Annotated in this window: 15 protein-coding genes and 1 tRNA gene; 4 read left to right on the plus strand and 12 right to left on the minus strand. The window is 64.9% G+C overall.

Features of this window, described 5'->3' with window-relative positions:
* Nucleotides 1-59: 59 nt before the first annotated feature.
* The 12 genes from KUV82_RS09440 to KUV82_RS09495 form a co-directional block, all read right to left on the minus strand.
* Nucleotides 60-2,357, minus strand: coding sequence for a S9 family peptidase (locus KUV82_RS09440; protein WP_219954042.1), 2,298 nt, complete (start codon nucleotides 2,355-2,357; stop codon nucleotides 60-62).
* A gap of 292 nt (nucleotides 2,358-2,649) precedes the next feature.
* Nucleotides 2,650-3,015, minus strand: a complete 366-nt coding sequence (gene rplS / locus KUV82_RS09445; protein ID WP_309148072.1) for a 50S ribosomal protein L19 — start codon at nucleotides 3,013-3,015, stop codon at nucleotides 2,650-2,652.
* Between the two features lie 12 nt (nucleotides 3,016-3,027).
* The gene (trmD, locus tag KUV82_RS09450) at nucleotides 3,028-3,753 is read right to left on the minus strand and encodes a tRNA (guanosine(37)-N1)-methyltransferase TrmD (protein WP_219954043.1); all 726 of its coding nucleotides are present in this window, start codon (nucleotides 3,751-3,753) and stop codon (nucleotides 3,028-3,030) included.
* Between the two features lie 48 nt (nucleotides 3,754-3,801).
* Entirely contained in the window at nucleotides 3,802-4,101 is a 300-nt protein-coding gene (locus tag KUV82_RS09455) for a hypothetical protein (RefSeq protein ID WP_219954044.1), read from the minus strand.
* Nucleotides 4,091-5,053 carry a carbon-nitrogen hydrolase family protein gene (locus KUV82_RS09460; protein WP_219954045.1) on the minus strand — a complete coding sequence of 321 codons (963 nt, stop codon included), beginning with the start codon at nucleotides 5,051-5,053 and terminating at the stop codon, nucleotides 4,091-4,093. Before KUV82_RS09460 ends, KUV82_RS09455 begins: the two co-directional genes overlap by 11 nt.
* 68 nt (nucleotides 5,054-5,121) lie before the next feature.
* Nucleotides 5,122-5,955, minus strand: coding sequence for a TIGR04222 domain-containing membrane protein (locus KUV82_RS09465; protein WP_219954046.1), 834 nt, complete (start codon nucleotides 5,953-5,955; stop codon nucleotides 5,122-5,124).
* Nucleotides 5,952-6,509, minus strand: coding sequence for a glycine-rich domain-containing protein (locus KUV82_RS09470; RefSeq protein WP_219954047.1), 558 nt, complete (start codon nucleotides 6,507-6,509; stop codon nucleotides 5,952-5,954). The genes KUV82_RS09465 and KUV82_RS09470 overlap by 4 nt, the downstream gene beginning before the upstream one ends.
* Nucleotides 6,510-6,516: 7 nt before the next feature.
* Complete coding sequence (rimM, locus tag KUV82_RS09475; protein ID WP_219954048.1) at nucleotides 6,517-7,005, minus strand: ribosome maturation factor RimM; 489 nt, start codon at nucleotides 7,003-7,005, stop codon at nucleotides 6,517-6,519.
* A gap of 9 nt (nucleotides 7,006-7,014) precedes the next feature.
* Entirely contained in the window at nucleotides 7,015-7,488 is a 474-nt protein-coding gene (rpsP, locus tag KUV82_RS09480) for a 30S ribosomal protein S16 (protein ID WP_219954049.1), read from the minus strand.
* A 34-nt stretch (nucleotides 7,489-7,522) separates the two neighbouring features.
* Complete coding sequence (gene ffh, locus KUV82_RS09485) at nucleotides 7,523-9,022, minus strand: signal recognition particle protein (protein ID WP_219954050.1); 1,500 nt, start codon at nucleotides 9,020-9,022, stop codon at nucleotides 7,523-7,525.
* A gap of 176 nt (nucleotides 9,023-9,198) precedes the next feature.
* A tRNA-Ala gene (locus KUV82_RS09490) sits at nucleotides 9,199-9,274 on the minus strand.
* Between the two features lie 93 nt (nucleotides 9,275-9,367).
* Complete coding sequence (locus KUV82_RS09495; RefSeq protein ID WP_219954051.1) at nucleotides 9,368-9,709, minus strand: TIGR02300 family protein; 342 nt, start codon at nucleotides 9,707-9,709, stop codon at nucleotides 9,368-9,370.
* A gap of 165 nt (nucleotides 9,710-9,874) precedes the next feature.
* Here KUV82_RS09495 and aroA point away from each other — a divergent pair, with 165 nt between their 5' ends.
* From aroA to KUV82_RS09515, 4 genes are all read left to right on the plus strand, one after another.
* On the plus strand, nucleotides 9,875-11,188 hold the full coding sequence (aroA, locus tag KUV82_RS09500; RefSeq protein ID WP_219954052.1) for a 3-phosphoshikimate 1-carboxyvinyltransferase: 1,314 nt from the start codon (nucleotides 9,875-9,877) through the stop codon (nucleotides 11,186-11,188).
* Nucleotides 11,185-11,442, plus strand: coding sequence for a CBU_0592 family membrane protein (locus tag KUV82_RS09505; RefSeq protein ID WP_219954053.1), 258 nt, complete (start codon nucleotides 11,185-11,187; stop codon nucleotides 11,440-11,442). Before aroA ends, KUV82_RS09505 begins: the two co-directional genes overlap by 4 nt.
* Nucleotides 11,439-12,059 carry a (d)CMP kinase gene (gene cmk / locus KUV82_RS09510; RefSeq protein ID WP_219954054.1) on the plus strand — a complete coding sequence of 207 codons (621 nt, stop codon included), beginning with the start codon at nucleotides 11,439-11,441 and terminating at the stop codon, nucleotides 12,057-12,059. The genes KUV82_RS09505 and cmk overlap by 4 nt, the downstream gene beginning before the upstream one ends.
* 73 nt (nucleotides 12,060-12,132) lie before the next feature.
* Nucleotides 12,133-13,080 carry a bifunctional helix-turn-helix transcriptional regulator/GNAT family N-acetyltransferase gene (locus KUV82_RS09515; RefSeq protein ID WP_219954055.1) on the plus strand — a complete coding sequence of 316 codons (948 nt, stop codon included), beginning with the start codon at nucleotides 12,133-12,135 and terminating at the stop codon, nucleotides 13,078-13,080.
* Nucleotides 13,081-13,193 lie beyond the last annotated feature (113 nt).

Below are 13,193 nucleotides of genomic sequence, written 5' to 3' on the forward strand. Positions count from 1 at the left end.
CCGAGATAGCGACTGCCGCCGCGCCCGCAAGCGCACATTCGATTGCGCGGCCTAAAGGCTCACTCCGCCTCGTTTCCGGGCGGCGTTACGCCATGCCGTTCGAGGAAGCGGAACACGGTGTTGTATCGGTGCGGGCTGATCTGCGGCCCCGACACGCGGTGCGTATAGCCGGGATAGAGCATCATCTCGAAGGGGACGTTGGCTTCCTGCATGACCGAGATGATCTCGGTCGCGTTCTCGAACACCACGTTATCGTCGGCCATGCCGTGGATCAGCAGAAGCGGATCGGTGATCGTGGTCGCATCGGGAATGGCTGACGCGGTCTCATAGGCATCCCCATCGGCCTGCGGCGTGCCCATGTAGCGTTCGGTGTAATGGGTGTCATAAAGCTCCCACTTGGTCACCGGCGCGCCGCTTATGCCGGCCGCATAGAGCCCCGGATCGGCCTGCAACTGCTTCAATGTCATATAGCCGCCGTAGGACCAGCCATCGATCGCGATCTTGTCGGGATCGACGAAATCGAGCGTCTTGAGGAATTCCGCCCCTGCCTTCTGGTCGCGAACCTCGACCCCGCCCATCGCGCGGTAGAGCGGCTGCTCGAAGGCCACGCCGCGGTTGGCGCTGCCGCGGTTGTCGAGCGCGAACCAGATGTAGCCCTTGTCGACGATTGCCTGCCTCAGGGCGCCGTTCCAGCCCTTGGTCACGATCTGCGGACCTGGACCGCTGTAGTGGTAGAAATAGACCGGATAGCGCTTGCCCGGCTCCATCTCGGGCGTGAGCATCTCCCAGTAGAGCGGCGTTCCATCTTCAGCAGTAATCGTGCCGTATTGCGTGGGCCGGTGGCTGGCGAGGTAGGGGGCGTAGGGATGATCGGCATCCAGCGCGTTCTCCTCGACCCATGCCAATCGCTCGCCCTGCTGGTCGGCGATGTAGCTGTGCGGCGGTGTGTCGTCGTTCGAACGGGTGATGACAAGCGTTTGCCCCTTCCCGTCCATCGTTGCCGAATGGGTGTAGCCGGTTTCGGTCAGCCGCTGGGGTTTGGCCGCGGGATCGGAGTAATCGAGGCTGTAGATATGCTGCTCGAGCGGGTCCTCCTCGCTCGTGGCGGTGTAGAACAGGCGCCCGGCATCCTGGTCGACCCCGACCAGCTTGGTCACGACGAATTTGCCGCGCGTCAGCTGGCGCGAGCTCGCCCAGCCGTCGCTTCCCGAATAGAGGTAAAGGTGCCCGAAGCCGTCCCGCTCGGACCACCAGACAAGGCTGCCATCGTCCAGCAGCTTGTAATCGTCGCCGAGGTTGATCCAGTAATCCTCTACCGCCGCGCGCTCGGTAAACACCGGTGATACCGCGCCCGTCGCAGGGTCGACCCGGAGCATGTCGAGCACGGTCTGCTCGCGGTTCTGGCGCTGGACATAAAGCGCGCTGCCATCGGGCGCCCAATCCACCCGCGCAAGGTAGAAATCGGTCGGATCGCCATCGGTATAGACACTGGGGTGCTGGAAGTCGTCGAGGTTGACCTTGACCCTGTTCGTGCCGTCCGGGTCCATGACGTAAAGCTCGACATCGGCGTTCTCGCTTCCGGCGACCGGATAGCGCTGGTCGAACACCCGCGTGCCGGTCGCGCCGATCGCCGCCCGGGTGACGATGCCGACCATGCTCTCATCGAAACGCTGCACGGCAATGCGGCTGTCGTCCGGGCTCCACCAGTAGCCCGTGAGACGCGCCATCTCTTCCTGCGCGACGAATTCCGCTTCGCCCCAGCGGATGGCTTCGCCTTCCTTCGGCGTAATCGGGTTCGCAGCGGCACCCACTTCGCCGACCCACAGCTGGCGATCGCGCACGAAGGACACATAGCGCCCCTCGCTGCTTAGCGCGGGATTGAGCTCGCTTTCTTCCGTATCGGTCAGGCGAACGACCTCGCCGCCAAGGCGGGCAAGGTATAGGTCCCCGTCGAGCGGGACGAGCACGCCGGTGCCGTCTTCGGTCCATTGATAGGCGATGATGCCCTTGAGGCTCCCGACGCGCGCGCGCTCGCGCTGCATTTTCTCGTCTTCCGACAACTCGCGGCCCGTGCCCAGCGCTTCGCTGTCCACCAGCATGGTCCACTCGCCCGCCTCGCGGTCATAGGCCCACAGGTCATAGCGCTCGCGGTCATCCTCGCGGTTGCGCAGAAGGGTGAGATAGCGGCCATCGGGCGACAGCTTCACCTGGCGCGGCGCCGGGCCGTCGAGGTCGGGCGAAGCGAAGACGCGTTCGAAGGTAAGCTCCATGGGCGCGATCTCCTGGGTCTGGGCATGGGAAGGGGCGGACAGGCCGATGCCAAGGGCAAGCGCGGCGGCAAAGGTCGGGTGACGCAAAAATCTCTCCTCACATTCTCGGCGCGAGTGATGGAGAAGGCAGCGCGCGAGCGCAAGGGCGCGCGAACATGCTGAATTTCTAGTTAAGCGCGTGTGTTGAAATCCGGCTAAGACATGGGCGCGAAAAGGGCCTCGACCCCGGGCGGCCACTTCCGGCTCACAGGCCAAGCGGGGTTGTTCGAAAGCGCGCCATGTCCGGTGCGCTTCACGATCCCCACGAAAAAGGGCGGCTTCCCGGATGTCCGGGAGGCCGCCCTTAATTCTCTCGCGAAGAGAAACGCGGGTCGTGCGCTTACTTCGGTGCGTTGACCTTGCGCTCGGCAATACGAGCGCGCTTACCGGTACGGCCACGCAGGTAGTAGAGCTTGGCGCGACGCACCACGCCGCGGCGGACCACGGTGATGCTGTCGACGATCGGCGAGTAAAGCGGGAACACACGTTCCACGCCTTCACCGAAGCTCATCTTGCGCACGGTGAAATTGCTGCCCATGCCGCGGTTCGAGCGGGCAATGACAACGCCTTCGAAATTCTGGATACGCTCACGGGTGCCTTCGACAACCTTCACGCCAACGCGCACGGTGTCACCGGCGCGGAATTCGGGAATGTCCTTCCCGAGGTTCTCGATCGCTTCCGCTTCGAGCTGCTGAATCAGGTTCATGAACCTAAGTCCTTAGTCTTTTCGCCGCGCGCCAGAGGCAGGCTGGTCCCGATCGCCACTGTAGCGATCCCAAAGGTCCGGCCTGCGTAACCGTGTATCGTCTTCGCTCCTTGCCTTGCGCCAAGCAGCGATTTTCGCATGATCCCCCGATCGCAGCACTTCAGGGATCGTGCGCCCTTCCCATTCCTGAGGTCGGGTATATTGCGGGTATTCCAGGAGACCGTCCTCGAACGATTCCTCATGCCCGCTTGTGGGCGCGCCCATTACTCCGGGAAGCAGCCGAATGCAAGCGTCGAGAATCGCGATCGCGGCGGTCTCTCCGCCCGACAGGACGATGTCGGCAAGGCTGACCTGCTCGATCTGCGGGTACTGATCGAAAATCCGTTCGTCGAAGCCCTCGAACCGGCCGCACAGGATGGCAACGCCGGGGCCTGCCGCGATCTCACGGATACGGGCCTGCGTGATCGGTTTCCCGCGCGGGGTCATGGCGAGGATCGGCCTGCCCTCGCCTACGCTTTCGATGGCAGGACCAAGCACATCGGGCTTGAGCACCATGCCCGCGCCGCCGCCTGCCGGCGTATCATCGACCGTGCGGTGCTTGTCCCTAGCGAATTCGCGGATCTGGACGGTCTCGCACGACCAGTCGCCCCGCTCGAGCGCGCGGCCTGCGAGCGACACGCCCAGCGGCCCGGGAAACATCTCGGGATAGAGGGTCAGGATGGTGGCGGCGAAACTCATGGACCGCGCCCTTAGCGGCACATCCGCCGCAGCGCCATCCCGGGCAGTTTAGCGCGAGAGAAGCTTGCGATCCTTGGCGTCCGCGGTCGGAACGACCTTGCCGACCGCGCTCGAGGTCACCACGCCCAGCACCACGAGCCCGCCAGCCGCGAACAGGTCCATGCCCTGAAGCACCACGCTGTCGGCACCGCCGAGCCGGGTCGCAAGAACGGCCGCGAGCGGGGCCGCGCCGGAAAACAGATGGCGCATCTTGGGGCCAATGGTCGGCGAGACCTTTGCAATGGTCATGCTGAGGCCTGCGGCCATCGCCCCGTAGCTGCCGATCAGGAAGGCTGCACTATCGATCATTCCACTCCACCCCGCTCTTCGCGCGCGTGTCCACGCGTAGCTCGAATACATCAGGCCGCGAATAATGGCCGTCGGTGTCGAGGGAAGCCAAGCCTTCCTCTATCTCGGTAAGATCGAGCTCTGCGAACAGCGTTTCCTCGCCCTCGCCCGCCTGCGCGATGATGCGCGCATCGGGTGCAATGATAAGCGAGCCCCCGCGGTTGAGCGTTTCCGCCTCGATAGCGTCGAGCAGCTCGCGCGCTGCAGCGCTTTCGCCTCCGCCGGCACGCTCCAGACCGTCGAAAAGATCGTGCTTCGCCTGCACCAGTCCTGCCGCCAGCACGAAGCAACGGCCTTCCATCGCATAGTGGCGGCTGGCGAGCGCGTATTCCTCGCGCACGGTAGGCCAGCAAGCGACATGCACGCTCTCGCCGAGGTTGTGCATCGCGGCGCGCGCCAAGGGCATCCAGTGCTCCCAGCAGATCAGGCTGCCGACGCTGCCCCATTCGGCCTCATGAACGCCGAGCGTCGAGCCATCGCCGCGCATCCAGACCAGCCGCTCGCCATGCGTGGGCACCAGCTTGCGGTGGTCGAGCACCGGCAGGCCGGGCCGGAAAGTCATCTGGTTGTTGTAGAGGCTCGACCGCATCCGCTCATGCGCGCCGATGCTGATCACCGCGCCGGTCGCGTCGCACAATTCCTGCAAAGGCAGGAGGCGCTCGTCATTTGCGACAACTGCATGTTCCAGCAGGATGCGATGCAGCGCCTTGGTGCCCGGGTGATCCCACAGCGCCGCGCCGGGCGCCTCGTCGAGCCACAGCGGGTAGCCGCCGAGGAAGGTCTCTCCAAAGGCGACAAGCTTTGCCCCGCCTTCGATTGCCTCGCGGGCAAGGCGCACGGCCTTGTCGATACCATTGCCAATGGCGAGCGGGATGGGAGCGGCCTGGACGATAGCGACGGGAAGCGTGGTCATGGGACCAAGCGGTTAGCGCGCGATGTGCGGGTTGGCCATCCCGCGCAGGTTTGGCGCTAGGGAGGTCTTTAGCCGCAGCCCCCGCAGCCACCACCGCAGCCGCCGTCTCCGCCCCCGGAATCGCCGCCATCATCGCTCGAAAAGCCGCTGTCGCTGCTGGTCGCAGCCTGGCGCATGGCGTGGAGCTCCGAATAGGGCGTGCCGGCAAGGATAGCCGTACCGAACAGCGCCACGCCGAAGCCCATCTCCGGTCCGGTGGGCGCGGTCTTGAGGCGTTTGCTCGCCGCCTTCCCTTCCGCCACGGCAGCCAGCCCACCGCGGGTGCGCGGATCGAGCTTTACCAGCCGGATGAAGCCAAACACGGCGGCGGCCACCATCACTGCGGTGAGGTAGCCGACGGGCTCCCCTTCCGCGACGCCGGCCGAGCGGCGATACCAGCCGACGGCGAGCACCGCGACATAGGGCAGGACCGAGACAAGGCGCAACTGATTGCGCTCGCCCTTGTCGAGGAGGAGGCCGCCGCGGACCAGCCGTTCCTCGATGTCCTCAATGTAAGGCGATACGGTCTTGTGCGCTTCGGTCAGGCCGAAATCGCCCGGTTTGCGCAGCAGGTCCTTTTCGAGCGCGTTTTCCGCTCCCTCTTGCCGCACCACGCGCATCTTGCGCTCGCCCGCCGCGGCAATCGCATCGATGCCGAACAACTGCGCGAGCGCGGCTTCGGTCACGCGGCGCGGGCCGCCGACGAGATAGGCCATGTCGTAGCGATCGGTCACTCGGCGGTTCGAACCGTCGGACCGCAGGAAGCCCGGCAGCCAGACTCCGGCCACGATCGTTGCAACCAGCAGGAGCGCATAGAAGGCGAGGAAATCGCCGCCCGTGTAGGTGGAAAAGCCTTCGATCACCGTACCCAACCTCCCAGCAAAACCGCCGCCGCGGCAAGAACGATAGCGCCGATCGCCAGCGCGCCGGCAAGCCGCCTCGGCATAACCACTACATCGCGCGGGTTAACGCGGAAAGACAGGGGATCGGCTCCAAAGCGGCGCTGCGCATCGGGCCAAATGTCCTCCGGCGGCGCTTCGCCGAAGGCGTCCTCATAGCTTTTCAGCGTCGCCGCGTACTGGTCGTAGTAACGCGCCCGCTCGACCTTGCCGCCTGCGGTCGGGCCATGGTGGAAATCGGCCTCCAGCACTTCCGGGCAGAAGCGCTCCCAATAGTCGCGGCTGTAAGTCAGGTGGAGGTGCCAGGCCTGATCGACTGCATCGGAGGGGGTGACCGGGTGGCCGGCGGTTTTCGCAAGGTAGCAAAAGCGCTTGTATTCGCGCAGCACACGCTCGGTGAACGCATCGCTCCAGCGGTTTTCGCGCGAAAGGCGCTGGGTAAAGCTGAACGCCGCATCGGCGGGGCCGATCTCGTAGGCGGCAAGGCGTTGCCAGAGGTCTGAGGAATGCGCCGTCATCCGGCGATCATCTATCCCAGAAGTCCTCCGAAATGGTCAACTCGGTTGTCGTCCAGCCGGGCACGGCCTGCTTGGTCAGCGGGACCATGAACTTCTTGCCGTCGGGTTTTTCGATCTCGACGATGTCGGTCGCGCCAAAGTTCTCGACCGCGCACACCCGGCCCACCGCTTCGCCCGTATCGGTGACGACTGCGAGGTCGAGAAGGTCGGAGAAGTAGAACTCGTCCTCATCCAGCGTGGGCAAGGCCTCGCGTGAAACAGAAAGGGCGGTGCCGCGCAGCTGCTCGGCCGAGGTACGATTGGAGACCTCGGCAAAGCGCGCGATGGCACCGCCCTTGTTGTCGCTGCGGATTTTCTTGAGGGTCAGCGAACCCTCGTTGAAGCTCTTGATGGCCTTGAGCGCATCGACGCCTTCGCCAAACAGCTTCAGGCGGACTTCGCCCGACACGCCATGCGCACCGGTGACGGCGGCCAGCGTGAGGGGCTTGTCCGACATGGGCGGGGGTTACTCGCCCTTGTCTTCGGTTGCTTCTTCAGCAGCGGCTTCTTCAGCCGGCGCTTCTTCAGCGGCAGCTTCTTCAGCCGGAGCTTCGGCAGCAGCCTTGGCTTCTTCCTCGGCAGCCTTGGCGGCTTCTTCGGCTTCAGCGATCTTGGCGGCCTTTTCTTCGGCGCGTTCCTTGGCGGCTTCGCCCGGCTCACCCTTCTTCGGGTTGTTGCGCGGCGCACGCTCGAGGATGCCGGCGGCGTCGAGGAAGCGGTGGACGCGGTCCGACGGCTTCGCGCCGACCGACAGCCAGTGACGCGCGCGGTCTTCGTTGAGCTTCACGCGCTCGCCCGAATCCTTCGGCAGCATCGGGTTGTAGGTGCCGATCTGCTCCAGGTACTTGCCGTCACGCGCCGAGCGCGAGTCAGCAACGACGATGCGGTAGTAGGGGCGCTTCTTGGCACCACCACGCGAAAGACGGATTGCAACTGCCATTTGGTATTACCTTTCGAATGTAAACGTCTGAAACTTATTTCTTCTTGAGGAGGTCCTGAAGGTCGGGCGGAAGCGTGCTGGGATCCACTCCCGGACCCTTGCCGCCGCCCATGCCGGGAAGGCCGCCGCCCGGGCCGCCCCCAGCTCCACCGAGACCGGGCATCGCTGCCCCGAGCCCGCCGCCGCCGAACAGCGCGCCGAGGCCCTTCAAACCGCCCATTTTCTTGATCTGCTTCATCGCGCGGGACATTTCCTGGTGCATCTTGAGCACCTTGTTCACGTCCTGCACCTGCGTGCCCGAACCGGCCGCGACGCGCTTCTTGCGCTTGGCGTTGAGCAGCTTGGGGTTCTTGCGCTCTTTCGGAGTCATCGAACCGATGATCGCGTCCATGTGCAGCAGCACACGGTCGTCCATGTTGGAGGCGGCCATGGCCTGCTTGGCCTTCTTCATGCCCGGGAGCATGCCGGCGAGCATGCCGAGGCCGCCCATGTTCTGCATCTGCTTGAGCTGCATGCGAAGGTCTTCGAGGTCGAATTCGCCCTTCGCCATCTTCTTGGCGAGCGCTTCGGCCTCGTCGGCCTTGATTGTTTCGGCGGCCTTCTCGACGAGGCTGACAACATCGCCCATGCCGAGAATGCGGCCGGCCACGCGCTTGGGATCGAAGGCTTCGATCTGGTCGAGTTTTTCACCCGTGCCGGCAAACTTGATCGGCTTGCCCGTGACATAGCGCATCGAAAGCGCCGCACCGCCGCGGGCATCGCCGTCCATGCGGGTCAGCACCACACCGGTGAGCGGCACTTCGCCGGTAAAGCTCTGCGCGACGTTGACCGCGTCCTGGCCGGTCAGGCTGTCGACAACCAGCAGCACTTCGGTCGGTGCGGAAACGGTCGAAATGGCCTTCATTTCGGCCATCAGCGCTTCGTCGACATGCAGGCGGCCTGCGGTGTCGAGCAGCAGCACATCGGCCGACTGAAGCTTCGCGCTGTCCATCGCGCGGCGGGCGATGTCGACCGGCTGCTGGCCTTCGATGATCGGCAGCGTCGCAACTTCGACCTGCTCGCCCAGCACTTTGAGCTGTTCCTGCGCGGCGGGACGGTTGACGTCGAGCGACGCCATCAGCGCCTTCTTGCCGTGCTTTTCCTTGATCAGCTTGCCGAGCTTGGCGGTCGTCGTCGTCTTACCCGAACCCTGCAGGCCGACCATCATGATGACGACCGGCGGCTTGGCCGCGAAGTTCAGTTCGCGATCGGCAGGATCGGCATCTTCGCCGCCGCCGAGCATCGCGGTGAGCTCATCGTCGACGATCTTGACGACCTGCTGGCCCGGCGTGACCGACTTGAGGACATCCTGCCCGATCGCCTTTTCGGTGACCGCATCGATGAAGCGGCGGACAACCGGCAGCGCCACATCGGCTTCGAGCAGCGCGATGCGAATCTCGCGCATCGCCTCGCGCACGTCGTTTTCCGACAGCGCGCCGCGCCCTTTCAGGCGGTCGAATACATTGCCAAGGCGGTCGGACAGATTGTCGAACATGCCTGTTTACTCCTCATCGAACCATGACTGGCCCGATTAAACGCGAAAAACGCCGGCGGACGAGAACTCGTCGGCCAGCGTGGGGATTTCCCCGATGAAACCCAAGTTTTGACCCGGGTGTGGTGGAAGCAAGCCGCAGCCGTCGCCACGGCCTGCTACCATCAGATCCGGGAAAATGGTGGAGCCTAGCGGGATCGAACCGCTGACCTCTACAATGCCATTGTAGCGCTCTCCCAGCTGAGCTAAGGCCCCGTGCCATTTTTCAAACGGTGCACCCTGGGAGGCGCACCAGCCTTGCGGAGGCAGCCCTTTATGAGGCCGCCCCGCGCAACGCAAGAGAAAAAATCAGGACTCGTCCGCGTCGTCGTCGTCGCCCTTCGATTTCGTTTCGACGCCGAGATCGTCGTCGCCGCCGAGGTCGACCTCGTTGTCCGGCGAATCGTCGTCCTCGTCGATGTCGAGGTCCAGATCGTCATCGTCATCGCCCGACAGATCGCTGTCCGCTTCGCCCTTCTTGTCCTTCTTCTCTTCCTCGGCGAGGATCGGCTGCTTGGACTTGAGCACGGGCTCGGGCGTCCACTCTTCACCGCATTCGATGCAGGTGACGGGATCTTCCTTGTTCAGATCGTAAAAGCGGGTGCCGCAGTTCGGGCAGGTCCGCTTGGTGCCCCATTCCGGTTTGACCATGTGTAATCCTTGGATGCTGGCCCCGCCGGCGCGGCGAGGCGGAAATTCTCGAATAAAGGTGGGCTCCATCCGCCTAAAGTAAAGGGGGAGGAATCTACAGCGCGCGCGCCTTGCCAGAACGTATGTGCGCTGTCAAAGCGCTGGCCCTCATATGGATACGCTTTCGTGACTGCCCACCGCTTCCTGCCCGCCGGACCGCTGACCGGACGCATCCGTGTGCCCGGCGACAAATCGATCAGCCACCGCTCCCTCATGTTCGGCGCGCTGGCAGTGGGGCGCAGCCGAATTTCGGGCCTGCTCGAGGGCGAGGACGTGCTTGCCACGGCGGCCGCGCTGCGCGCCATGGGCGCGCGGATCGAGCGCGACGGGGACGAATGGGTGGTCGACGGCGTGGGTGTCGGCGGATTGCTGCAGCCCGAACAGGCGCTCGACATGGGCAATTCGGGCACCTCCACGCGCCTGCTGATGGGCCTAGTCGCAAGCCACGGCATCACCGCGGCCTTCACCGGCGATGCCAGCCTGTCGAAGCGTCCCATGGGCCGCGTGATTGACCCGCTCTCGACCATGGGCGCACACTTCACCCCCTCCCCCGGCGGAACGCTGCCGCTGATGATGGAGGGCATGCAGCCGGCCGTGCCGATCGAATACCGCCTGCCCGTGGCGAGCGCGCAGGTGAAAAGCGCGGTACTGCTGGCCGGGCTCAACACGCCCGGGATCACCACGGTCATCGAACCGGTGCCGACACGCGATCACACCGAACGCATGCTGCGCGGGTTTGGCGCCCAGTTGACCGTCGAAGAGGCGGATGGCGAGCGCGTCATCCGCATTCATGGCCCGGCCGACCTTACCCCTTGCGACATCACGGTCCCCGGCGATCCCTCCTCCGCCGCCTTCTTCGCGGTGGCCGCGAGCATCGTGCCGGGGAGCGACCTTGTTATCGAGAACGTCGGCCTCAACCCGACCCGCGACGGGATATTCCGCGTACTTGCCCAGATGGGCGCGAATATCGAGAAGCTGGATGAGCGAGAGGTAGGCGGCGAGCCCGTCGCCGACCTGCGTGTGCGGCATGCGCAGCTCAAAGGCATAGAGGTCGACCCGGCGATCGCGCCCAGCATGATCGACGAATTCCCCGTCCTCTTCGTCGCTGCGGCAATGGCTGAAGGCACAACGGTCACCAGCGGCCTCGACGAACTGCGCGTCAAGGAAAGCGACCGCCTCGCGGCCATGGCGAGTGCCCTCTCTGCAAGCGGCGTGTCTCTGGAAGAGCGCGAGGATGGGCTGGTCATCACCGGCAGCGGCGGCGCACCCTTGCGCGGAACAGCCAACGCCGAGGTCGAAACCCATCTCGACCACCGCATCGCGATGAGCATGGCCGTTGCCGGGCTCGTCAGCCGCGACGGGGTGCAGATCGACAGCCTCGAACCGATCGCGACCAGCTTCCCCAATTTCACGGCGCTGCTCGAAAGCGCGGCGGCGTGACCGGGCTCGACGTCTATTCGCTGATCGGTTTCGTCGGGACCGCCTGCATCATCGGCGCCTACGCCTATCTCACCTGGAAGGACGAGCCGAACCCCTTCATACTCCACGGCACCAATCTGACCGGTGCCGCGTTGCTGACCGTGTCGCTGCTGGTCCACACCAACTGGCCGAGCCTTGTCCTCGAAGGTTTCTGGGCAGCGATTGCGATCTGGGGCTTGGCGAAAGCGGTCAAAGCGCGCAGGAACCGCGCATGATTATCGCCGTCGACGGCCCCACAGCCTCGGGTAAGGGCACCATCGCCAAGGCGCTCGCCGAGCACTATGGCCTCCCCCATCTCGACACCGGCCTGCTTTACCGCGCGGTCGGCTATCAGTGCCGCCGCGACGGGGGCGAGCCGCAATCGCTGGCCGATGCGCTGGCGGCCTGCTCTTTTGACGACAGACTGCTGGAAGACCCCGTCCTGCGGTCCGAGGAGGTCGGCGGCCTCGCCAGCCAGGTCTCGGTCCACCCCGCGGTGCGCCAGGCGCTGTTCGAACGCCAGCGTGCCTTCGCCATGCAGGATGGCGGCGCGGTGCTCGATGGGCGCGATATCGGCACCGTCATCGCACCCGAGGCCGAGGCCAAGCTGTTCATCACCGCCAGCGTCGAAGCGCGGGCCCAGCGGCGCTTCCTCGAAATGCGCCAGCGCGGCGTACCGGTAAGCCTCGCCGAAATCGCCGACGACCTGCGCCGCCGCGACGAACGCGACCGCAACCGCGCGGTGGCCCCGCTGGTGCCGGCCGAGGAGGCCCACGTCATCGACACCAGCAACCTCGGCAAGGACGAGGCCATCGCCGCTGCCATCGCGGCCGTCGAACACGCTATCTCCTAACTCCACACGGCTCGGTCTTGCCGTTTCTCCTGATTTTAAATACCATGTTATATAGCACGCTATGGAGATTCGCATGGTCGATGTCGTTGCCCAGATGGGTCCCGCTTTTCTCGGCAGTCGCTTGAAGCGCCTCGGAGAGCGCATGCAGGCCGGCGCTGCCAGCGTGCTGACCGAAGCAGGCGTCCCGCTCCAGCCCGGCCACATGGCGGCCATGGCAGCGCTCAGGACCGGACCCAAGACGGTCGGCCAATTGGCCGAGGCGAGCGGCACCAGCCAGCCGGGGATGACCCGTACCGTCGGCCAGTTGAAGAAGCTTGGCCTCGCCACAGACGAAGCCTGCGACGACCAGCGCAGCCGCCTGATAGCGCTGACAGAAGAAGGCGAACGCATGGCCGGCGTAATCGCGCGCGAGGTGTGGCCAAGGGTCGGTGCGGCCGCGCAGCAAATCCTATCGCAGCTCGACGGGGATTTCCTCCGCCAGTTAACGCAGATCGAGCAGGCGCTAGCCGAGGCCTCTATCGCGCAGCGTGCAGCGCGCACTGCCGGGCCGCCCCTTACGCTGCGCCCCTACTCTCCCGCCCTCGCCCGCGAGTTCCATGATATCAACCGGGAATGGATCGACGCGATGTTCACGCTCGAGACGGCCGACCGGGAAGTGCTCGAGAACCCGCAGGAACGGATCATCGCTCCGGGCGGCGACATTCTGTTCGTCGAGGCCTCAGGACTGGGCATCGTCGGCACTTGCGCGCTCCAGAAGACCGGGCCGCAGGCCTTCGAGCTGACCAAGATGGGAGTGCGCGAAAGCGCGCGAGGCCTCAAGGCGGGCGAGTTCCTGCTAGGCGCCGCTATCTCCCGCGCCAAGCATCTGGGTGCCGAGAAGCTCTACCTACTCACCAACCGCAAGTGCGCGGCTGCGATCCATCTCTACGAGAAACTGGGATTCGTGCACGATCCCGATATAATGGACACCTACGCGGCGCGTTACGAACGGTGCGATGTCGCCATGCTCTACAAGGGCTAGAGGCAAGCGCTATCGAGGCGCATTTCCCTTGCTTTCGCGTGCGCTTTCGCCTAGGCGCGCGCCCGTTCTCGCAATCTGTCGATTGAAAGGACCTTCGCGGCGGCATCCGGCCT

The sequence above is a fragment of the Qipengyuania flava genome, assembly GCF_019448255.1.
GTDB classification, from domain to species: Bacteria; Pseudomonadota; Alphaproteobacteria; order Sphingomonadales; family Sphingomonadaceae; genus Qipengyuania; species Qipengyuania flava_A.

Coding starts and splice junctions, on each gene's coding strand:
- KUV82_RS09495 (WP_219954051.1), bottom strand. CDS start 9,709: ATGGTCAAACCGGAATGGGGCACCAAGCGGACCTGCCCGAACTGCGGC.
- KUV82_RS09460 (WP_219954045.1), bottom strand. CDS start 5,053: ATGACCACGCTTCCCGTCGCTATCGTCCAGGCCGCTCCCATCCCGCTC.
- ffh (WP_219954050.1), bottom strand. CDS start 9,022: ATGTTCGACAATCTGTCCGACCGCCTTGGCAATGTATTCGACCGCCTG.
- cmk (WP_219954054.1), top strand. CDS start 11,439: ATGATTATCGCCGTCGACGGCCCCACAGCCTCGGGTAAGGGCACCATC.
- trmD (WP_219954043.1), bottom strand. CDS start 3,753: ATGAGTTTCGCCGCCACCATCCTGACCCTCTATCCCGAGATGTTTCCC.
- KUV82_RS09455 (WP_219954044.1), bottom strand. CDS start 4,101: ATGATCGATAGTGCAGCCTTCCTGATCGGCAGCTACGGGGCGATGGCC.
- rplS (WP_309148072.1), bottom strand. CDS start 3,015: ATGAACCTGATTCAGCAGCTCGAAGCGGAAGCGATCGAGAACCTCGGG.
- KUV82_RS09515 (WP_219954055.1), top strand. CDS start 12,133: ATGGTCGATGTCGTTGCCCAGATGGGTCCCGCTTTTCTCGGCAGTCGC.
- rimM (WP_219954048.1), bottom strand. CDS start 7,005: ATGTCGGACAAGCCCCTCACGCTGGCCGCCGTCACCGGTGCGCATGGC.
- rpsP (WP_219954049.1), bottom strand. CDS start 7,488: ATGGCAGTTGCAATCCGTCTTTCGCGTGGTGGTGCCAAGAAGCGCCCC.
- KUV82_RS09470 (WP_219954047.1), bottom strand. CDS start 6,509: ATGACGGCGCATTCCTCAGACCTCTGGCAACGCCTTGCCGCCTACGAG.